The sequence below is a fragment of the Kribbella sp. NPDC026611 genome (genome assembly GCF_040638345.1).
GTDB lineage: Bacteria > Actinomycetota > Actinomycetes > Propionibacteriales > Kribbellaceae > Kribbella.
On the sequence record NZ_JBEZYC010000013.1, the window covers coordinates 1 to 21313 of the forward strand.

Annotated in this window: 15 protein-coding genes and 1 pseudogene; 4 read left to right on the forward strand and 12 right to left on the reverse strand. The window is 69.0% G+C overall.

Annotated elements, in window-relative coordinates; translation table 11 throughout:
* Positions 1–123: 123 nt before the first annotated feature.
* The 7 genes from AB0E69_RS37215 to gcvT all read right to left on the reverse strand — a co-directional run bounded on the left by AB0E69_RS37215 (position 124) and on the right by gcvT (position 10708).
* Entirely contained in the window at positions 124–1194 is a 1071-nt protein-coding gene (locus tag AB0E69_RS37215) for a dipeptide ABC transporter ATP-binding protein (RefSeq protein ID WP_360157683.1), read from the reverse strand.
* Positions 1195–1211: 17 nt separating this feature from the next.
* Positions 1212–2249 carry an ABC transporter ATP-binding protein gene (locus AB0E69_RS37220; protein WP_360158312.1) on the reverse strand — a complete coding sequence of 346 codons (1038 nt, stop codon included), beginning with the start codon at positions 2247–2249 and terminating at the stop codon, positions 1212–1214.
* A gap of 131 nt (positions 2250–2380) precedes the next feature.
* On the reverse strand, positions 2381–3373 hold the full coding sequence (locus AB0E69_RS37225; RefSeq protein WP_360157686.1) for an ABC transporter permease: 993 nt from the start codon (positions 3371–3373) through the stop codon (positions 2381–2383).
* 97 nt (positions 3374–3470) lie between these two features.
* On the reverse strand, positions 3471–5228 hold the full coding sequence (locus tag AB0E69_RS37230) for an ABC transporter substrate-binding protein (protein WP_360157689.1): 1758 nt from the start codon (positions 5226–5228) through the stop codon (positions 3471–3473).
* 41 nt (positions 5229–5269) lie between these two features.
* Positions 5270–6277, reverse strand: a complete 1008-nt coding sequence (locus AB0E69_RS37235; RefSeq protein ID WP_360157692.1) for an ABC transporter permease — start codon at positions 6275–6277, stop codon at positions 5270–5272.
* A gap of 386 nt (positions 6278–6663) precedes the next feature.
* Entirely contained in the window at positions 6664–9486 is a 2823-nt protein-coding gene (locus AB0E69_RS37240; RefSeq protein WP_360157695.1) for a BTAD domain-containing putative transcriptional regulator, read from the reverse strand.
* Between the two features lie 115 nt (positions 9487–9601).
* Entirely contained in the window at positions 9602–10708 is a 1107-nt protein-coding gene (gene gcvT, locus AB0E69_RS37245; RefSeq protein ID WP_360157698.1) for a glycine cleavage system aminomethyltransferase GcvT, read from the reverse strand.
* Between the two features lie 98 nt (positions 10709–10806).
* Between gcvT and AB0E69_RS37250 the strand changes: the two genes are divergently transcribed.
* Positions 10807–12303, forward strand: a complete 1497-nt coding sequence (locus AB0E69_RS37250) for a leucyl aminopeptidase (protein WP_360157701.1) — start codon at positions 10807–10809, stop codon at positions 12301–12303.
* Here AB0E69_RS37250 and AB0E69_RS37255 read toward each other — a convergent pair.
* Both AB0E69_RS37255 and AB0E69_RS37260 read right to left on the reverse strand, forming a co-directional pair.
* Complete coding sequence (locus AB0E69_RS37255; RefSeq protein ID WP_360157704.1) at positions 12292–12621, reverse strand: cupin domain-containing protein; 330 nt, start codon at positions 12619–12621, stop codon at positions 12292–12294. The genes AB0E69_RS37250 and AB0E69_RS37255 overlap by 12 nt on opposite strands.
* Positions 12622–12632: 11 nt before the next feature.
* Complete coding sequence (locus AB0E69_RS37260) at positions 12633–12950, reverse strand: hypothetical protein (RefSeq protein WP_360157707.1); 318 nt, start codon at positions 12948–12950, stop codon at positions 12633–12635.
* A 195-nt stretch (positions 12951–13145) separates the two neighbouring features.
* Here AB0E69_RS37260 and lpdA point away from each other — a divergent pair, with 195 nt between their 5' ends.
* The 3 genes from lpdA to AB0E69_RS37275 all read left to right on the forward strand — a co-directional run bounded on the left by lpdA (position 13146) and on the right by AB0E69_RS37275 (position 17725).
* Positions 13146–14519: a dihydrolipoyl dehydrogenase gene (lpdA, locus tag AB0E69_RS37265; RefSeq protein ID WP_360157710.1), complete on the forward strand. Its 1374-nt coding sequence runs from the start codon at positions 13146–13148 to the stop codon at positions 14517–14519.
* 127 nt (positions 14520–14646) lie between these two features.
* Positions 14647–16746 (forward strand): 2-oxoglutarate dehydrogenase, E2 component, dihydrolipoamide succinyltransferase, encoded by a 2100-nt coding sequence (sucB, locus tag AB0E69_RS37270; RefSeq protein WP_360157713.1) that lies wholly within the window; start codon positions 14647–14649, stop codon positions 16744–16746.
* An 88-nt stretch (positions 16747–16834) separates the two neighbouring features.
* On the forward strand, positions 16835–17725 hold the full coding sequence (locus AB0E69_RS37275; RefSeq protein WP_360157716.1) for a TIGR01777 family oxidoreductase: 891 nt from the start codon (positions 16835–16837) through the stop codon (positions 17723–17725).
* Between the two features lie 42 nt (positions 17726–17767).
* Here the strand turns inward: AB0E69_RS37275 and AB0E69_RS37280 are convergent, their stop codons facing one another.
* The 3 genes and pseudogenes from AB0E69_RS37280 to AB0E69_RS37290 all read right to left on the reverse strand — a co-directional run.
* Positions 17768–18352 (reverse strand): dihydrofolate reductase family protein, encoded by a 585-nt coding sequence (locus AB0E69_RS37280; protein WP_360157719.1) that lies wholly within the window; start codon positions 18350–18352, stop codon positions 17768–17770.
* Positions 18353–18452: 100 nt separating this feature from the next.
* Positions 18453–18632 carry a hypothetical protein gene (locus AB0E69_RS37285; protein ID WP_360158336.1) on the reverse strand — a complete coding sequence of 60 codons (180 nt, stop codon included), beginning with the start codon at positions 18630–18632 and terminating at the stop codon, positions 18453–18455.
* Positions 18633–20822: 2190 nt separating this feature from the next.
* Positions 20823–21281 (reverse strand): annotated as a pseudogene (locus tag AB0E69_RS37290) (protein kinase); the annotation flags it as partial.
* Positions 21282–21313 lie beyond the last annotated feature (32 nt).

Genomic DNA, 21313 nt, shown 5'->3' on the forward strand with positions numbered 1-21313 from the left:
ACGTTGCCCCACCGACAACGAACTACGTCCATCCATACGAACGCTCCCCAGAAATCAGAACTGAATTCTCAGTCCAACTTCTGGGGAGCGGTTCAAGACCGGGGGCCCTACCTTTGGCTGCGGTTATGCGGTGACGGCAGCGGTCAGGTCGACCTTCGGCTCCGCGAAGTGGCAGGCGGCCACATGGCCGGCGCCCGACTGCGGCTTGATCTCCAGCAACGGCTCCTGGGTGGCGCAGATGTCTTCGGCCTTCCAGCAGCGGGTCCGGAACCGGCAGCCGCTCGGCGGGTCGATCGGCGAGGGGACGTCGCCGACCAGCCGGATCCGCTCCTTCGGCGGCACGCCCCGGATCACGCCCAGGTCAGGTGCCGCGGACAGCAGCGCCTGCGTGTACGGGTGCTGCGGGGCGTTGTAGATCTGGTCCCGCGAACCCTGCTCGACGATCTTGCCGAGGTACATCACGGCCACGTTGTCGCAGAAGTGCCGGACCACGCCGAGGTCGTGCGCGATGAACACGAACGCGATGCCGAGGTCGCGGCGCAGGTCCTCGAGCAGGTTCATCACCTGCGCCTGGATCGACACGTCCAGCGCGGACACCGGCTCGTCGGCGATGATCACCTCGGGCTCGACCGCGAGCGCCCGGGCGATCCCGATCCGCTGGCGCTGACCGCCGGAGAACTCGTTCGGGTACCGGTTGTGGTGCTCCGGGTTCAGGCCGACCCGCTCCAGCAGCTCCTGGACCCGGTCGAGCTCCTTGCCCTTCTTCACCAGGTTGTGCACGCGCAGCGGTGTACTGATGATGTTGCTGACCGTCTGCCGCGGGTTCAGCGAGCTGTACGGGTCCTGGAACACGATCTGCAGCTGCCGCCGGAACGGGCGCAGGTCCCGCTCCTTCAGCTGCGCGATGTCCGTGCCCTTGAACAGGATCTGGCCCGCGGTCGGGGTCAGCAGCCGGGTGATCATCCGGCCGGTGGTCGACTTGCCGCAGCCGGACTCGCCGACCAGGCCGAGACTGCCGCCGGCCTTCAGCTCGAAGTTCACCCCGTCGACGGCCTGCACGACCTTCTTGGTCCGGCCCAGGCCGGCGGCTTCCTTGATCGGGAAGTGCATCTTCAGGTCACGGACCTGGAGCAGCATCTCCCCTGCGGCCGCCGGCGTCGCTACGACGTCCTGGAGGCTTGTTGCGTCGCTCATGATCTCTCCTCAGCCCCTCAGCCCAGTAAGGGCGCGACCTCGGCCGCGTAGATCGAGGCCTTGTCGTGCAGGTGACAACGGGACGTGTGGGCACCGGCGCCGTCGACCGGCAGCAGCTCGGGCAGTTCGGTGGTGCAGCGCTCGCCCTTGACCCGGTCCTTGTACGGGCACCGCGGGTTGAACGAGCAGCCGTCCGGCAGCTGCAGCAGGCTCGGCGGCAGGCCCTTGATCGGGCGCAGCTTCTCGTTCGCCGCCGACACCGTCGGGATCGACTCCAGCAGACCCCAGGTGTAGGGCATCCGCGGGTTGGCCAGCACGTCCTCGGCGGTGCCGTACTCGACACAGCGCCCGGCGTACATCACCAGCACGTCGTCGGCCATCTCGGCCACCACGCCCAGGTCGTGGGTGATCAGCACGATCGCGGAGCCGAACTCCTTCTGCAAGTTGTTCAGCAGGTCCAGGATCTGCGCCTGCACGGTCACGTCCAGCGCGGTGGTCGGCTCGTCGGCGATCACCAGCTTCGGGTCGTTGACCAGCGACATCGCGATCATCGCGCGCTGCCGCATACCACCGGAGAACTCGTGCGGGTACTGCGAGAACCGGCGCATCGGGTTCGGGATACCGACCAGGTCGAGCATCTCCAGCGCGCGCTTCTTCGCGACGTCCTTGGACACCTTGTGGTGCACCCGGTACGCCTCGACGATCTGGTTGCCGACCGTGTACAGCGGGTGCAGCGAGGACTGCGGGTCCTGGAACACCATCGACACCGCGTCGCCGCGGATCTTCATCAGGTCGTGCTCGGACAGGCCGATCATCTCGTCGCCGCCCAACCGGATCGACCCGGAGATCCGGGTCCGCTTCCGGTCGTGCAGACCCATCACGGCCATGCTCGACACCGACTTGCCGGATCCGGACTCGCCGACGATCGCCAGCGTCCGGCCCAGCGGGACGGAGTAGCTCAGGCCGTTCACGGCACTGACCAGACCGTCCGCCGTCGGGAACCGCACGGTCAGGTCCTCGACCACCAGGTACGGCGTCTCGCCGCTCGGGTTGATCGAACCCTGCCGGCGCTCGCGGGTGGCGACCGCCGGACCACGCTTGGCGGCCGCGGTGGCGTCCGCCGGGCGCTCCGGGTTCTGCGCGCTCTCGGTCACGTTGTCCTTCCGGTCCTCGGGGGCGGGGGTGCTCACGACAGCCTCACTCGTGGGTCGATCAGGCTGTAGCCGACGTCCACCAGGAAGTTCATCATGACGATGATCACCGACGCGACCAGTACCGTGCCCATGATGACCGGCAGGTCGTAGGCGCTGAGACTGTCCAGCACCAGGACGCCGAGCCCGGGCAGGTCGAAGATCCGTTCGGTGAAGATCGCGCCGCCGAGGCTGCCGGCCACGTCCAGGCCGAAGATCGTCACCACCGGGATCAGGCCGGAGCGCAGCGCGTGCTTGTAGGTGACCACGCGGTCGGACAGGCCCTTGGCCCGCGCGGTTCGGATGAAGTCCTCGTTCAGCGTCTCGACCATGGAACCACGGGAGTAGCGAGCGTAGGACGTGCAGTTGTAGATGCCGAGCACCAGCCAGGGCGTGATCAGCCCGGCGATCCACTTGCCCGGATTGTCTGTGGGTGGTGTCCACGACCCGCGGGGCAGGATCGGGTACAGCACGGTCAGGTAGAGCGCGATCATCAGCGCCACGATGTAGTACGGCACCGAGCTGACCACCAGCGTGCTGGTCATCAGGGCCCGGTCGCCCAGGGTCCCGCGTCTCTTCGCCGCCATCGACCCGACGAACACGCCGATCGTGAGCACCAGCACGGCGTACCCGAGGACCAGCGACAGCGTCACCGGGAACCGGGTCTTGATCATCTCGGTGACCGGTCGGTCGTTCTTGAACGAGAAGCCGAGGCACGGCACGTCGCAGTGCTGCGTGACCCCGGAGGTGGTGAAGTCACGGCCGGTGAAGATCCCGGCGGTGTACTCCGCGAACTGCTGCACCTTCGGCCGGTCGAGATGAAGGTTCGCCTTGATCTCGTTGTAGCGCTGCTGGGTGCACTGCTTCTCACCACAGATCGCGCCGGCCGGGTCCGTCGGCGCGATGAAGAACAACGCGAAGGTCGCGATGAGCGTCGCGAGAACGACGCTGAGCGCGCTGACCAGACGGCGCGCCACGAAGTAGAGCACGGGATTGTCTCCTCACCGATCGGAGTGGTGCCCGGACGGTGGTCCGGGCACCACTCCACCGTTCATTGGACTGCTACTGCTTCAGAACGGGCCTCGATCAGGGCTGCTTCAGGTAGATCGAGGTGAACTCGGGCAGACCCTGCGTCGGGTCGTTGATCGCGTGCCCGATGTTCTTGCCGACCGGCGAGTTCGTCGCCGCGTAGTACAGCGGGATGGCCGGGAGATAGTTCTCCAGGATGTCCTTGTCGATCTTCGACCATTCCTTCAGCTGCTGGTTCGGGTCCTTGGCCGTGACCGCGTCGATCTTGGCGTCCAGAGCCTTGTCCTGCAGCTGGCCGACGCTGTTGCCCAGGGCGATCGCGTCGGACTTGAAGAGCACCGGGAACCAGCTGGTACCGGACGGCCAGTCGGAGCACCAACCGGCCGGGGTCTTGCCGATGTTGACCGGGGCGTCCTGGTTGCCGACGAACGTCCGCAGCTTGGCCTTCGGAACACCGATCGCGTGCACCTTGAAGCCGGCCTTCTCGAACACCTGCGAGCGCAGCTGGCTGACCTGCGTCGAGATCTTGTCGTCGATCGAGAAGTACCAGGACAGCTCGAAGTTCGACTTGCCGAGCTTCGCGAGACCGTCCTTGACCTCGCTGGCGACGGCCGGGTCCTCGGCGCCCTTACCGGTTCCGTTCAGGCCTGGCAGCTCGAACTTCTGGAAGCCAGGAACGGCCGGCGGCAGGATCGTCGACGCGGGGATCGCGTCGGCCGGGGTCAGACCCGCGACCTTGCGCCACGAGTCGTACGGGTACGCCTTGGCGATCAGACGCCGAACCTCGAGCGGGATCTTGCGCGAGTCCATCGTGTAGGTGATGGTGCACGGCGCCGGACCGGTGACGAGCTGCGACTTGTCCGTGACCTCAGGCAGCAGCGAGACGTCCAGGTTGCTGTAGTTCAGCGCGTTGGCGTCCGGTCCGGAGCTGGCGAGCACCTGGCGCTGGGCCTTGATGGTGTCCTGCTGGAACTTGAAGTCCCAGGCGTCCGGGTACTGGTGCCGCACCGGGTCGGTGGCCGGGTCCCACATCGGGTTCTTCGACAGCTTCAGCTCGGTGGCCGGAACCAGCGAGTCGACCTTGTACGGGCCGGTCGTCCACGGACGCTGCTCGTAGTTCTTCTGCGTGTCGTGTTTCTGCGGGATCGGCGTGAACATCGGGAACGCCGCGTAGAAGGGCAGATCGTCGAACTTCGAGTCCAGGTGGATCACCAGGGTGTTGTCGTCCGGCGTCTCGACACCCTTGTAGGCGTCGCCGTTCGGGCCGTACGGACCCTTGTAGGTCGCGTGGTCCTTGAAGAACTGCAGCTGGTACGTCGGTCCGGCGTCGTACAGGTCGTGCGCGAAGGAACGCTTGATCGCGTACGCGTAGTCGACCGCATGGACCGGCGAGCCGTCCATGTACTTGATGCCCTTCTTCAGCTTGAACGTCCAGGTCAAGCCGTCGGCGGACTTCGTGCCCAGGTCCTCGGCCAGGTCCGGCACCAGGACCGGCTTGTGGTCCGGTCCGTCCAGCCGGTACTGGGTGAGCGCCCGGAACATCAACTTACCGATCTGGTTACCGTCGGTGTAGTAGATGTTGGTCGGGTCGAAGGTGTCCGGGTTCACGTCGGCCAGCACCGTGACGGTGCCGCCCTTCTTCGCGCCGTCCACATCCGCGGCCGGGCCCTTGGCAGTGGCGTCGGTCGCCTTTTCCTGGGCACCCCCCAGGTCCTGCCCACCGCTGTTGTTCCCGCTGTTCGAGGACGGGCTGCCACAGGCTGCGGCGGCGAGCATGACCGTCGCCGCGACTGCGGTGATCCGTTTCCACTGCATGGTCGGGTTTCTCCTTTTCTGCCGCTGGGGCAATCGCCGAACTACCGGCGAGTCTTGGGGTCGAAGGCGTCCCGGATCGCGTCTCCGAGCAGGGCCAGCGCGAGCACCAGGATGGTGATGCCGAGCACGGGCAGCCAGAGGTAGAACGGGTCGGCCTTGAACCAGTTGGTGGCGACGGCGATCGTCTGACCCCACGAGGGGATCGGCTCGACCAGCCCGACACCGAGGAACGACAACCCGGCTTCCGCGGTGACGTACGCGGGCAGCGACAGGGATGCCGAGATGACGATCGGGGCGACCAGGTTGGGCAGCAGCTCCTTGAGCAGGACCCGGTGCGTCGGGACGCCGATCGCCTTGGCGGCCAGGACGAACTCGCGCTCGCGCAGCGAGAGCACCTCACCGCGGATGATCCGGGCCAGACCCGCCCAGCCGAAGAACGACAGCACGAAGATCAGCACGTAGAAGCGGATCTGTGCCTGGTCGTCCGGCGTCAGGTTGAACGAACCGCCGCGCATCGACTCGACGATCGGCACCAGCGCGATCGCGAAGAGCAGGTAGGGCAGGCTCAGCACGAAGTCGATCAGCCAGGAGATCACCCGGTCCACCCAGCCGCCGAGGAAGCCGGCCAGCAGCCCCATCCCGACACCGATCACGGTGCCGACGACGGTGGCCAGGAACGCAATGATCAGCGACGGACGGGCGCCGTACACCCAGCGGGCGAAGTTGTCCCGGCCGGTCTTCGGCTCGACGCCGAACCAGTGCTGGGCGTTCGAGGCGATGGTCGGGAAGCCGTACTCGTCGACCAGGTCGGTGTTGAAGGTGCTGTAGTCCTGGCCCTCGATCTTCGACAGCACCGACGCGAACACCGCGACCAGGATGAACAGGAGCACGATCGACGCGCAGGTCACCGCGATCTTGTCCTTGCGCAGCCGGTCGAAGGCGATCCGGCTGGGCGACTTCCCGTGCGGCGTGGCCGCTGTCCGGACCGGTTCCGCCGACGCCGGGTGGTCCTCGACGCCTACGGTCGAGTCAGGTGACCCAATAGTCATTCGCGCTCCGTCAACTCTGTCGGCCGGATTTCGGACCGTGGATCCGGCACGTATCGGTGGATAGCGTGCCGAGCCTTTGCTTTGTGGTGGGCTTGCGTCAAATCCCCTTGACAGCCGGGATTTCCCACAACCGCGCGATAGCCTGCCTGACACTGTGACACCAAACCAGCGGTGCCCGGCACCAGTGCACAAATCGTTACCGGAACGGGTACTGGAACGGAACATTTGCCGCGATCCGTCACCGAACGCAGTCAATCCCTCGCAAAACGCGTCGGCACAGCACCGACAATGGCCTTTTTGTGCCAGCTTTTCACGGACAGTGATGGCTCATGGCTGATCGTGCCCGTAACTGTCCGTAGTTCATTTACCGGCCGGGCCGCTGCTGTTCAGAGTCCGAGCAGCCGCTTCTGCAGCTCCAGCTCGCGCCGCTCGAGACCCTCCGGGACGGCCGCCAGTGCGGTCTCCAGCAGCCGGCTCGCATCGGCTGGGCGGCCCTCGGCCACCGCCAGCCGGGCGCGGCCGACGGTGTTCTCGGCCTCGCCGGCCGGATCGGGGTGCTGGGCGAAGGTTTCGCTCGCCCGATCGAGCAGTTCGTCGGCGCCGGCGGGCCGCCCGGCCGCGATCCGGGTCATCGCGTCGGTGTTGTCCACGTGCGCCCGGCCGAGGGTGTCGCCGATCCGCTCGACGATCTCCCGGGCCTCGGCGACCAGCCTGGTCAGCTCTTCGGCGTGCGGGCGGCCGAGGTCATCGTCGAGCAGGAACTCGGCGAGCAGGATCAGCCGGATCGCATGGATGCGGGTGCCCGGCGTCCCCGCGTCGACGGTGGCCCGGCGGGCCTCGAGCGACTCGGCCACCCGGCCGAGGTGGAAGAGCGCCGCGCTGCGCTGATCCAGCGCCTTCATCCGAAGCGCCGGGTTCCCGGAGCCGGCGTCGGCGATCGCCAGCATCTCGTCGGCCACTGCCAGGGCGCGCTCGAAGTCACAGGTCTGGATCGCCGTCCAGGCGACCTGGTTGAGTGCCATACCCCGCAGCTCGGTGCTGCCGGCCCGGGTCGCCGAGTCGAGACAGCGGTCGGCCTGCCGGGCCATCTCGTCGAGCGGCCGGTCGTCGTGCGCATACGCGCCGAACAGGGCCCGGTCGAGCTCAGCCTCCAGGTCCACCAGGCCATCGGCGGCGGTCGCGTCCCGGGCCGTCTCGAGAATGTCGATCCGGGCCTCACGCAGGTCGCGGACCGTGAGAAACCCGGCGAGCCGGACACCGAGGAGCCCGGCCGTTCGGGACGAGCGCCGGGCGGCGAGCCGCACCCCTGACCGCAGCACCTGCGTCTCGTTGTCGAGCCACCGGGCCCCAGCTCTCGCTGCGTCGAGCTCCGCCGTCAGCAGTGTCTCCTCGGCGAGCTCGACAGCCACCGCGGTCTCTACCGGCTCGTCCATTTCGGCCTCGGCAATGACGACCAGGCGCAGCAGTGTCTCCAGGTAGCGCTGCTCCACCTCCTGGTCGTCGGCGTACAGCTCACGGCTCAGCGCGCGGACCAGTCCGTGCAGGCCGTAGCGTTTCGGCTCGAGACGGCGTACCTGGACCAATCCCAGCGACACCAGGCTCTCCAGCACGGCCGTCGCCGCGGTGTCTTCGAGGCCCAGCAAGGGCGCTGCCACCCAGGCGCCGAAGTCGTCGGCGTCGACGACGGCGATCCGCGCGAAGAGCTCGCGCGCCTCGGGGCCGGCCACACTCAACGTCAGCCGGAGGCTGGCCCGGACCGCGCGGTCGCCGGCGACCAGATAGTCGAGCCGCTGTGACTCGTCGGCCAGCTTCTTGGCCACCTCAGCCACATCTTCACGGACCAGCGCCAGCCGCGCGCCGACGATGCGCAAGGCCAGCGGCAGACCGGCGCAGTGCGGTACGAGATCAGCCACCTCATCGTTGCCAAGCCCTGAGAGCGTGCCGAGCAACGCTGCGCTCGTGTCGTCGGGCAACGGTCCCAGTTCGCGATGGGTGGCATCCTCGAGACCCAGCATCGGCTGCCGGGACGTGACAACGACTCCGCAGCCAACGGTGGCCGGTAGCAAGGGCCGTAGCTGACCGGCGTCGACCGCGTCGTCCAGGACCAGCAGCACCGCCTTGTCGGCCACTCGGCTTCGCAGCAACGCCGAGCCTTCGTCAACGGTGTCCGGTACGTCGTCCACCCCGAGGGAGCGCAGCAGCTGCCCGAGGACCGTGCGTACCTCTCGGGCTTGTCCGTCGACGTCCTGCAGCCTCGCGAACAGCTGTCCGTCCGGGTACCTGTCTGCGAGCTCGTGCCCGAGGCGCACGGCCGCCGTCGACTTCCCCGTCCCGGCAGCGCCGTACAGACAGACCACAGCTGGTACGCCGGGATGCCCGGCGCCCTGCAGGACGCTAGAGAGCTCACGCAGTACGTCGTCGCGGCCGACCAGCAGCCCGACGTCCGGTGGGAGCTCCCGCGGAACCACGCTGGCCGTCGTGAAGTCCAGCGACGGGTCCTGTCGCAGGATCGCGACCTGCAGCTCACGCAGCTCCGAGCCGGGTTCGACGCCGAGCTCCTCGTCCAGGTACCGGACCAGGTCGGTGTAGGCCGCCAGCGCATCCGCCTGACGGCCGGACCGGTAGAGGGCGAGCATCAGCGCCGAGGTGAAGGTCTCTCGGGCCGGCTGCGCGGCAGCGAGCTCCGCCAGTGCGGGCAGCAGCTCCTGGTGGTGCCCGAGAGCCAGCTCTGTCGTCAGCCGGAGCTCCTCGGCCGCCCAGCGCGCCTCTTCGAGTCCACCGACCAGCCGGCGCCGCACGTCCTCAGTAGTGACGTCGGCGAGCGCAGGGCCTCGCCAGAGCTGCAGCGCGTCGGTCAGCAGCTTGCTGCGGCGTTCCAGCTCGTCCTGCATCCGGGCTTGCGCCACCAACGTCGTGAACTGCTCTACGTCGGTGCTACCGGGCGGCGTCTGTATGGCGTACCCGGCCTGACCGCTGGTCAGCTCGACATCCAGCACTGCCCGGAGGCGGGACATGTAGACCTGCAGCGCGCGGCGCGGGTTGGCCGGCAGCGCGTCCGGCCAGAGCAGCTCCATCAACCGATCGGCCGGCACCGGCTTGCCAGCCGCCAGCAGGAGTACTGCGAGGAGCAGCCGCTCCTGGCGCCGCTTCAACCCGACCAGCTTGCCGTCCGTCCAGATCTCCACCGGGCCGAGCAAGCGGAATTCCACGCGGACAGCATAGGTGGTAGGCGCTGGGTAACAGGGACCGCTCACGCTGACGGCACCTACCGCCCCGAGAGAGGACCTGCCGTGACGCGCGCCTGGGACTGGGGCTGACCCGCGGTCAGCTTTCGCGGACGTGGACGGTGACGAAGGGTGGCTTGACCACGTCGAACGTCTCCTGGCGACCACGGATGTCGACGACCACCTGGTCGCCCTCCTTCACCGTCGCGTCCAGCAGCGCCAGAGCAATGCCCTTCTTCAGGCTCGGGGAGAACGTCCCGGACGTCACCTCGCCCAGTGCTGTGCCGGCCTGGTCGAGCACGGTCATGTGCGGCCGCGGGATGCCTCGGCCGACGGCCAGCAGACCACGCAGAATGCGGGCCGGTCCACGCTCCTTCTCTGCCCGCAGCGCCTCGTCGCCCCAGAAGTGCTCCTTCTTCCACCCGACGGCCCAGCCGGAGCGGGCCTGCACCGGCGTGATGTCCGGCGTGATGTCCTGACCGTGCAGCGGGTACCCCATCTCGGTCCGCAGCGTGTCCCGCGCGCCGAGCCCTGCCGGGACGATGCCGTACTGCGCTCCCGCCTCGAGCAGCGCGTCGAACACCGCCAGCGCGGCCGCGTTCGGTACGACCAACTCGTAGCCACGCTCGCCGGTGTAACCGGTCCGGCAGACGACAACCGCAGTACCGCCGAAGTCGGCCGTGGCGAAGGACATGTAGTCGTGTCCGGTCGGCAGACCGATCGCCGCGACCACGTCGTCGCTGTTGGTGCCCTGCACCGCGAGGATCGCGCAGTCGTCGTGCACGTTGGTGACCACGACCCCGTCCGGTGCGTCGGCCTGCAGCAGCCGGACCACCTCGGCGGTGTTGGCCGCGTTCGGGATCAGGAAGACGTCGTCGTCGGCGTGCAGGTAGGCGATCAGGTCGTCGACCACTCCCCCGCGCTCGTTGCAGCACAGTGTGTACTGCGCCGCGCCCGGCGCGATCTTGTTCAGGTCGTTGGTCAGGCAGGCGTTCACGTACGCCGCCGCGCCCGGGCCCTGCACGGTCGCCTTGCCCAGATGGCTGACGTCGAAGACACCGACCGAGGTCCGGACGGCGGTGTGCTCGGCGACGACACCGGAGTACTCCAGCGGCATCTCCCAGCCGCCGAACTCGGCGAACTTGGCACCCAGGGCGACGTGGCGCTCGTGCAGCGGGGACTTCTTCAGAACAGCCGACTCGGTCATGGAGGCGAAACTACCTGACGCGTAGCATGCGGAGGCAGCATGCACGTACCGTCACGACCGGCCGCCAGGTTCGCCGGTCAAGGAGGACTGAGGATTTCGTGACCCCCATCACCCTGAGCAAGTCCGATGCCGTCGGCGTCAAGACCGACGCCGTGGTCATCGGCGTGGTCAAACTCGGCGGCGGTGTCGCCCTGCCGGCCGGCACCGAGTCGCTGAACGCCGCGTACGGCGGGAAGCTGGTGGAGGTGCTGTCCGGACTCGGCGCCACCGGCAAGACCGGCGAGGTGACCAAGGTGCCGGGGCCGAAGCCTGGGAAGTCGGCGACGCTGATCGCGGTCGGGCTCGGCGCGGCACCGGACGGCGAGCTCAAGACCGAGGACCTGCGCACCGCGGCCGGGACCGGCGTCCGCGCGACCAAGGCCTCGCAGTCGGTCGCTTTCGCGCTGCCGACGCCGGATGCCGACTGCGTCCGCGCGGTCGCCGAGGGCGCGCTGCTCGGCCGGTATGCGTTCACGGCGTACAAGTCGGGCGACGCTGCCGACGGGGCTCCGGGCGCCATCACGGTGCTCACCGACCTGGCCCGGAACAAGGACGCCAAGGCCGCGCTCGAGCGCGCCCAGGTGACCGCCGAGGCCGTCGTCCAGGTGCGCGACTGGGTGAACACGCCGCCCTCCGACCTGAACCCGGTCGGCTTCGCCGCCGACGCGGTCCGGCTCGGCAAGGAGTTCGGCGTCAAGGTCGAGGTCCTCGACGAGAAGGCGCTGGTCAAGGGCGGGTACGGCGGCATCCTCGGCGTCGGCCAGGGCTCGGCCAACCCGCCGCGGCTGGTTCGCCTGAGCTACACGCCTCGCAAGCCGGTCACGCACCTGGCGTTCGTCGGCAAGGGAATCACGTTCGACTCGGGCGGCCTGTCGCTGAAGACGTCGACCGGCATGGTGAGCATGAAGTCCGACATGGCCGGCGCCGCCGCGGTGATCGGCGCGACCCTGGCGATCGCGCGGCTCGAGCTCCCGGTCCAGGTGACGACGTACGCCGCGATGGCGGAGAACATGCCGTCCGGCTCGGCCGCCCGGCCGTCCGACGTGCTGACCATGTACGGCGGCAAGACCGTCGAGGTGCTGAACACCGACGCCGAGGGCCGGCTGGTGCTCGGCGACGCGCTGGTCCGGGCCTCCGAGGACGCACCCGATCTGATCATCGACGTGGCCACGCTGACCGGCGCCTGTGTCGTTGCCCTCGGCACCAAGGTGGCCGGGGCGTTCGCGAACACCGACAGCGCCCGCGACCGGGTCGTGGACGCGGCGGTGGCGGCCGGCGAGTCGATGTGGCCGCTGCCGATCCCGGCCGAGATGCTGGACAAGCTCAAGTCGCACTCGAAGGTCGCGGACCTGGCCAACATCACCGGCGAGCCGTGGGGCGGCGCGCTCGCGGCGGCCGCATTCCTCGGCGACTTCGTTGCCGATGGCATCGACTGGGTGCACCTGGACGTGGCCGGGCCGGCCTTCAACGACGGCGGCGCCTCGGGTTACACGCCGTCCGGCGGCACCGGGTACGCGGTCCGCACCCTGGTCGAACTGGCCGCCTCAGCGAGCTGAGTAACGAATCTCGAGCATCGTGCAACCGGTCGCCGTCCGGTACGGCCCATGCGCCATCCCCGGCGGCCGGCACGCGTAGTCGCCTTTGGTGAACGTCTGCTGCAGGGTGAGATCGGTCAGCTCACCCTCCAGCAGGTAGACCTCTTCCACGTACTCGTGCCGAATGACGCCTTGGTCCGTGGCCGTCCCCGGCGCCCACCGCGCCAGCCTGGTCAACATCCCGTCCGGCCCCGAGCTGAGCACCCGCTCGGCGATCCCGCCGCCCACGTCGTGCCACGGTCCCGACCCGGCCGCGAAGAACTCCTGCTCAGCTTTCATCCGTCCGGCCTCTAGTTGAGGCCGTTCTTCTTCATCCGGGCGTTGTACTCGCGCATCCGGGGCGGGTAGCCGACCACGGCCGCGTCGTACGACGGGATGCCGAGCTTGTTGGCGAAGTTGTGCGCCCACTGCACCGACGGGACCCGGCGCCGGGTCCACTCACCGTCGATCGCGACCAGCAGCAGCGTGTACTCCGTCACCGCCGTCCGCGGCTCGACGAAACCCTCCACGCCCTGGCGGGTCTGGGCAAACTCTCGCAGGTGCTCCTGGTCGGGATTCTCCGCCCGGCGCATCGTTCCGGCCTTCTGCCGGCGACCGAACCACTTCATGGAGCAAGTGTCCACTATCTGTGCAAGGACCGGCCGAAATCCTGGATAACGGTTGCGGTGGGTGACGAGTCCGTGGCGCGAGCCGGGCCGCGCATGGTTTCGGCGGTGATCGGTGAAAGGATGACGGCCGGGCCGGTCCCGCGATCCGGGGCCGCTCACCGTTTCGGACCCGTTTCGGACCCCACGGAGGATCCTGTGAGCTCGACGACGTACGACCTGGTCATTCTCGGCGGCGGCAGCGGCGGGTACGCCGCCGGACTGCGGGCCGCCACGCTCGGGCTGTCGGTGGCCCTGGTGGAGAAGGACAAGGTCGGCGGGACCTGCCTGCACCGCGGCTGCATCCCCACCAAGGCGCTGCTGCACGCCGCCGAGGTGGCCGACCTGGCCCGCGAGGGCGAGCAGTTCGGGGTCCGGACGACGCTCGAGGGCGTCGACATGGGCGGCGTGAACAAGTACAAGGACGGCGTCGTCGACCGGCTGTTCAAAGGGCTGCAGGGCCAGCTCAAGGCGCGCGGCATCACGGTCGTCGAGGGTGAAGGACGCCTGACTTCCCCCACCACCGTGCAGGTCGGCGACACGACGTACACCGGCCGTCACGTGATCCTTGCCTCTGGCTCCTACTCGCGGACGTTGCCGGGTCTCGAGCTGGACGGGAACCGGGTGATCGCCAGCGAGCACGCACTGACCATGGACCGGGTGCCTGAGTCGGCAGTGGTGCTGGGCGGCGGGGTGATCGGGGTCGAGTTCGCGTCCGCGTGGACGTCGTTCGGGACCAAGGTGACGATCGTCGAGGCGCTGCCGCGGCTGGTGCCGGCCGAGGACGCGGACAGCAGCAAGGCGCTGGAGCGCGCGTTCCGGAAGCGGAAGATCGCGTTCAAGACCGGGACCCGCTTCGAGTCGGTCTCGGTGACGGAGTCCGGCGTCGAGGTGCGGGTGGCCGGTGGTGAGGTGATCGAGGCCGAAGTACTGCTGGTCGCGGTCGGCCGCGGTCCGAACACGGCCGGGCTCGGGTACGAGGAGGTCGGGGTCGCGCTCGACCGCGGGTTCGTCAGCGTCGACTCGACGCTGCAGACCAGCGTGCCCGGGGTGTATGCCGTCGGCGACATCGTGGCCGGGCTGCAGCTCGCGCACCGCGGGTTCCAGCAGGGCATCTTCGTCGCCGAGCACATCGCGGGTCTCGCGCCGACGCCGATCGACGAGGCCGGGATCCCGCGGGTGACGTACTCCGAGCCGGAGGTCGCGTCGGTCGGGCTGACCGAGGAGCAGGCGCGGGCGAAGTACGGCGACGTCGAGATCCTGAACTACCCGCTCGGCGGGAACGGCAAGAGCCAGATCCTCAAGACCTCCGGTTTCGTCAAGCTGGTGCGCGCCCGCGAGGGCGCCGTGGTCGGGCTGCACCTGGTCGGCTCGCGCGTCGGCGAGCTGATCGGCGAGGCGCAGCTGATCTACAACTGGGAGGCGTACCCGGCCGACGTCGCCCCCCTCGTCCACGCCCACCCAACCCAGAACGAAGCCCTCGGCGAAGCCCACCTCGCCCTCGCCGGTAAACCTTTGCACTTCCATGACTGACCCTGCTGGGTTGCCCAAGTAGGTTTGAGCTGTCGGAGCGTGGCGGGACGCCGTGACCCGGATCCTGCTCGCTCCGGCGGCACCGTAGGCTGACCTCGACCGATCAGACGAAGGAGCAACGACCGTCATGCCGACCTCTGTATCCCTGCCGGCCCTCGGGGAGAGCGTCACCGAAGGAACCGTCACCCGCTGGCTCAAGCAGGTCGGCGACACGGTTGCCGTCGACGAGCCCCTGCTGGAGGTCTCGACCGACAAGGTCGACACCGAGATCCCGTCGCCGGTCGCCGGCACCCTCCTCGAGATCAAGGCCGCCGAGGACGAAACCGTCGAGGTCGGCGCCGAACTAGCCATCATCGGCGACGCCGGCGAATCCCCCTCCTCCACCGACGCCCCAGCCGCCGCCGACGCACAGGCCCCGGCCGACTCCTCCGCCGACGCCGCCCAGGCCCCCGCCGACGCCGCCCAGGCCGACTCCACGCAGGCCCCGGCCGACGCCTCCGCCCAGGCTCCCGCCGGCCAGTCCCCGGTCCCTGAGGCAGACGCATCCGCAACGTCCAATGCGGCCGCCGCCGACTCGACCCCCGCAGAGTCCCCGGCCGCCGAGGCCGCCCCGACCCCCGCCAACTCCTCCGCCGACGCCGCACAGGCCCCTGCTGGCCAGTCCCCTGCCCCTGCGGCAGACGCTTCAGCAACCTCGGACGCGGCCGCCTCCAACGGCAGTGGCGCATCCGGTACATCGGTAACTCTCCCCGCCCTCGGCGAGAGCGTCACCGAGGGCACCGTCACCCGCTGGCTCAAGCAGGTCGGCGACGACGTAGCCGTGGACGAGCCCCTCCTCGAGGTCTCCACCGACAAGGTCGACACCGAGATCCCGTCCCCCGTCGCCGGCAAGCTCCTGGAGATCAAGGTCGCCGAGGACGAAACCGTCGAGGTCGGCGCCGAACTCGCCATCGTCGGCTCCGGCGACGCCGCCCCCGCCTCCTCCTCCGCCCCTGCAGCCCCCGCCGAGTCGGCCCCAGCTGCACCCGCAGAGACCCCGGCCGCCCCCGAGGCCCAGCCCGCCCAGTCCGCACCGGCCCAGCCCGCGCAGTCGGCTCCGGCACCGCAGACCACCCAGGCACCGGCACAAGCTCCCGCCCAGGCCCCGGCCCCGCAAGCCCCCGCCGCCCAAGCCCCGGCCCAGCCGGCCGCTCAGGCTCCTGCTGCCCAGGCACCGGCCGCTCAGGCACCGGCCGCCCAGGCCCCCGCCCCGCAGGGCACCCAGACCGCTCCGGCTCCGTCGGCCAACGGTTCCAGCTCCGAGGGCCCGAACTACGTCACCCCGCTCGTCCGGAAGCTCGCAGCCGAGCACCAGGTCGACCTCAACGACGTACAGGGCACCGGCGTCGGCGGCCGCATCCGCAAGCAGGACGTCATCGCCGCCGCGGACGCCAAGAAGGCCGCCGCAGCAGCAGCTCCGGCCGCCTCGGCGCCGGCCGCGGCAGCCCCCGCGGCGAAGGCAGCGACGATCAGCCCGCTGCGCGGTACGACCGAGAAGATGAGCCGGATCCGCAAGGCAATCGCGTCCCACATGGTCAACTCGCTCCGCGTGTCGGCGCAGCTGACCACCGTGGTCGAGGTCGACGTCACCGAGATCTCCAAGCTGCGGAACGCGAAGAAGGCCGAGTTCGAGGCCCGCGAGGGCGTCAAGCTGTCCTTCCTACCGTTCTTCGCGCAGGCGGCGGTCGACGCGCTCAAGCAGTACCCGAAGCTGAACGCGTCCATCGACGAGGAGAAGGGCGAGATCACGTACCACGCCGCCGAGCACCTCGGCATCGCGGTGGACGTGGAGCGCGGCCTGATGGTCCCCGTCGTCCACAACGCCGGTGACCTGAACATCGCCGGCCTGGCGAAGCGGATCGCCGACCTCGCCGACCGCACCCGCAACAACAAGGTGACGCCGGACGAGATGGTCGGCGGTACGTTCACCATCACCAACACCGGCAGCCGGGGTGCGCTGTTCGACACCCCGATCCTGAACCAGCCGCAGGTCGGCATGCTCGGCACCGGTGCCGTGGTGAAGCGCCCGGTCGTCATCACCCACCCGGAGCTCGGCGAGACCATCGCCATCCGGCAGATGGTGTACCTGGCCCTGACCTACGACCACCGTCTGGTCGACGGCGCCGACGCGGCGCGCTACCTGACCGCGGTCAAGCAGCGTCTCGAAGAGGCCCAGTTCGACGTCTGATCCACCCGGACAACGCCGGCGTCGGTGTCCGTCTCCGCCGAGACGGGTACCGGCGCCGTTGTCTTCCAGAGACTAGGAGCCTCACGGGATGAAGTACGTACTGGCCGGCGCCTCCGGCTTCCTCGGCAAGGCCCTCGCGCGCGACCTGGCCGCGGACGGCCACCAGGTCCGCCGGCTGGTACGGCGTACTCCTAGCGGGCCGGACGAGATCCGCTGGGACCCCGCCCGCGGCGACCTCGATCCGTCGGCTCTGGACGACCCCGACGTACTGGTCAACCTCGCCGGCGCGACCATCGGCCGCCCGTGGACCCCGACGTACCGCACCATCCTGCGGGAGAGCCGCGTCAGTACGACGGCAACGCTGGCGGAGGCGGCCGCGCAGCTCGAGCGCCGGCCGGTGCTGATCACGCAGAGCGGCATCGGCGGCTACGGCCTCGACTGCGGCGACCGCATCCTCACCGAGGACTCAGAGCTTGGCGACGGCTTCCTGTCCGAGGTCGTCCGCCTCTGGGAGGGCGCTCTCGAGCCCGCTCGCGCCGCCGGCAGCCGAGTAGCCGCCCTGCGCACCGGCGTCGTCCTGGACCGTAAGGCACCGGCCTTCCAGCTTCAGTCGCTCCCGTTCAAGCTCGGGCTGGGAGGGCGCCTCGGCGACGGCACGCAGTACTTCCCGGTCGTCTCCCTTACCGACTGGCTGAGGGCCGTCCGCTTCGTAGCCGAGAACGACGCCATGTCGGGCCCGGTGAACGTGGTCCTCCCCGTCCCGACCACGAACGAAGAGTTCACCCAGTCTCTGGCCACGGCTCTGCATCGTCCCGCCTTCGTGCCCGTGCCCGCCTTCGCTCTGAAAACTTTGCTGGGCGAATTCGCCTGGGAACTCCTCGGCAGCAAACGGGCCCTCCCAACCCGCCTCCAATCCAACGACTTCGCCTTCCACCACCCCACCATCGCCTCAGCCCTCTCAGCAGCCCTCTCCGCCTGACCATTCCTCACGGATCGCCTTCCACAACGGAGTTTCGGCGGCTCATGGGTGGAGGGTCGGGTGATAGATGAGCTCCTGTGTGTTGGTGTCGAGGGTGCGGGCCTCGAGGAGTTCGAGGTCGAAGTCGGCGGCGTTGTGGAAGATGGGAGCGGTCCCGGTCTGCCCACTGATCACCGGAAACACCGTCACCTGAATGCGATCGACCAGCCCGGCGGCCATCAGCGAGCGGTTGAGAGCCACGCTGCCGTACGAGCGAAGCGGCACGTCGGACTCCTGCTTGAGCCGGCGGACGACGTCCACAGCATCGCCTGCCGCGATCGTGACATCCGGCCAGCGAACCGGTCCTTCGACGGTCGCCGACACCACCGTGATCGGCAGACTCATCATCCGCGTATTCACCGGATCATCCACCGTCGATTCCTCGACGCTGGGCCCAAGCACCTCGACGAACTGCCGAAACGTGTTCCCGCCGATCACCACCCGCTGCGCAGCACTGACCATCGCCAGCCGCCGCTCGAGAAACTCCGGCCCCTGCTTCCCCCAGTAACCACCCCAGTCCCCACCCTCGCCATACGACCCGAACCCATCGAGCGTGCAGAAAACATCCCAGGTGTACGTCGCGCTCATAACCGTTCTCCTCAGTTGTTGGTAAGCCAGGCTCTTCACATCCCCCACGAAGTCCGACGGTCCGTTCCGACACCCGGCCGCCAGCAATGTCGAAGCTCTTTCAAGCCAAGGTGATCGCACTGATCCGCCAACTCGGCCCGACGAGTGTGATCAGCCGAGCAGCAGGCGTCCCCCGCGGAAGCGCCGTCGTCGTACCGTCCCCGTCGACCACCTCACCCGCCGTCAGATGGTCGGTAACCCGCAGCGTGACCGCATCCCTCGTACGCCGAACGACGCTCAACCGATCAATCTGAATCCGAAGCCCCCGAACCCGCACCCCCAACTCCCGATAACTCCCCACCAGCCCCCGATCTACCTCCCCAGCCCGACACCCAGGCACGTAAACACGATCCAGCGCCCCCACATCAACCAACCAGAACGCCCGCGCCCGCCACCCATCCAGCACCTGAACCCGCTGCAACCAAACAACCGCATCCCCCGCCCCGCGCTCCCCCACCGACCGCCCCACCACCCCCGGCCCCACCGAAGCACCCGGCCCACCCGGCGAACCGGACCCACCTGGCGTACCCGACCCACCCGACCCACCCGGCGTACCCGGCGCACCCGGCGTGCCCGACCCACCCCGCGTACCCGACCGTCCCGGCACAACCGACCGACCCGACGCTCCCGGCCCAACAGATGCGACCGACCGCCCCGACACACCCGGACATGCCGGCATGACCGGCTGAGTTGAAGCACCCACGCACGCGGGCGTTCCCGGCCGACCCGACGCACCCTGACACCCAGGCGTGACCAGCTGGCTCGACGCCCCCCGACAGCCAGGCGTGGCCGGCTGACTCGTCGCGACGGGTGTGCCTGGCCGAGTCGGCGTGGCGGTGGGGGCCGAGCGCGGCGGCGATGGTGACAGCTTGCTTGCTCCGGCTGTACCGGCCGAACTCGACTGGTAACCACCCGGCGCGCTCGGTACGCCAGAAGACTGCGCCGAACCCGAGTCATCCAAGGCACCCAGCGTCACAACACCAATCACGAGAACGACAAGCGCCCCAAGCCCAACCGCCCCAAGAACCCCGTACCCCGGCCACACCCTGAAACCCCCGCGCCGACCACCTCCTCCACGCCGCGCCAACCCAGCACCAAACCGCTGCGCTCCTCGAGACGAACCATGGGCGGTGCGCTGGAGGCTGGTACGGAGGTCAGAGTGGGGCTGCTGTTCCCCCGCGGACCGCGAGCCGGATTCTCGCGCGTCTTCGGCGTTGTCGGGGCTAGGTCGACGATCACTGGACAGGGCTGCGTCGGCGCGCCACTCGTCGTCGGAGAAGGCGGAGTCAGATTGCTTCCGTCCGGTGGGGAGACCCGAGACGGGCTGTTGCAACTCGTCGGTCGAGTCGGCGTCGTACCGCTGCCAGTCGCCGCCGGGAAAGGCGGGGCCGGTCCGCCGTAACGCCGCTGGGGCCTCGAAACCCGGCCACTGCCAGGCGTCGGACGAGGCAGAGCCGGAGTTGCGCTCGTCGTCGGATAGCGCGGGGACTTCGGCGTTGCCCCCGAGGAATGCAGAGCCACGCCTGCGACGGTCATCGGACAGTGCAGAGCCGGGCCTGCGTTGGTCGTCGGATAGTGCAGAGCCGGGGCTGCGTTGGGAGTTGGTCCAGGGAGAGTCAGGCGGCTGCCGATCGCCAGGGAGGGTCGAGTGGGGCTGCCATCCGTCGTTGGCGAAGGGCGAGGCAGAGCGTGGCTTGTCGTCGCGAGATGTTGGGGTAGGGGGTTGCTGGTTGTTGCGAGAGGTCGGGGTAGGTCGCTGGGTGGTGCCTGAGCTGCCGGGGCGGAGGCGCTGGAAGTTGTCGGCGAAGCGGCGGTGGAGGGTTTGGTGGCGTCGCCATGGGCGGGTGCGTTTGCTGATTCGCTTTGTGGGGTTGGGCCGGAGCGGAGGCTGGATTGGTGGCGATGGCTTGGGTGGTCGAGACGTGAGAGGCGGGCGTTGGGTTTCCGCCGGTTCTCCGGGCGACATCGGATCATTTGTTGTCGCTGGCGAGTCGTTGGCTGTCGCGGGCGAAGCTGAGCCCTCCGTTGGTGGGTGCGGATCGCGGGTGGGTTGCGAGCTGACAGACACAGTTGTGGGTCCAGACGACTCGTCCGGTACGTCGGGCAGACCCGCTGTGGCTGCGGGTGAGAACGCATCGTCTTCTGACACACCCGGGGCCGAACCCTTAGCGGGTTCGCGAGCCGGCGCCAACCGGGCTGAAACGTCTGTAGGCGAGGGCGGCGAAGAGGTTGGGGGTGTGGATGGATCGGGTGTGGGTGGGTTGATGGATAGGTCTATGGGGATGGGCGGCGAGAGGGTTAGGAGGCGGCGGGAGAGGGTGCTGGGTGGGGTTGTTTGGAAGAGGGTGGGGGTGAAGAGGGTGGGGTCGGCGCCTAGGTGGTGGGCGAGGGTGGCTAGGGATTGGCGGTCGTGGGTGGGGCGGGTTGGGCGGAGGGCGGGGTCGGTGAGGACTGGTCGGCCTTCGGTGTCGAAGAGGATGTTGGTGGGGGTCAGGGCGCCGTGGGTCAGGCCGGAGCGGTGTAGGTGATCCAGGGCTTCGGCTAGCGGAGTGAGGAGGGTTACGAGCTCTCCGGCGGAGAGTGGGGGGCGGCGGGTGAGGAGGGTGGCGAGGCTGCCGGCGGCTAGGTACTGCGTGATGAGGATCCAGGCGGTGCCGGTCTCGCGGTACTCCACCAGGCGGGCGATGTGGGGGTGGTCGATACGTTGGAGGATGTTGAGGTCGGCACGGAGTCGGGCTTGGTCGGGGAAGATGCTGGCGGGTAGGTGTTTGAGCACGGCGTTGCGGCCGGTCGCTCGGTCGCGGACCTGCCAGACGGTGCCGGCAGATCCGGACCGGAGCTTCCGGCGGAGGCTGTAACCAGCCAGATCGTCGAGGTCGTCGAGGTCCATGCCCAAGAGGATGCACCGATCGCCCGACCCCC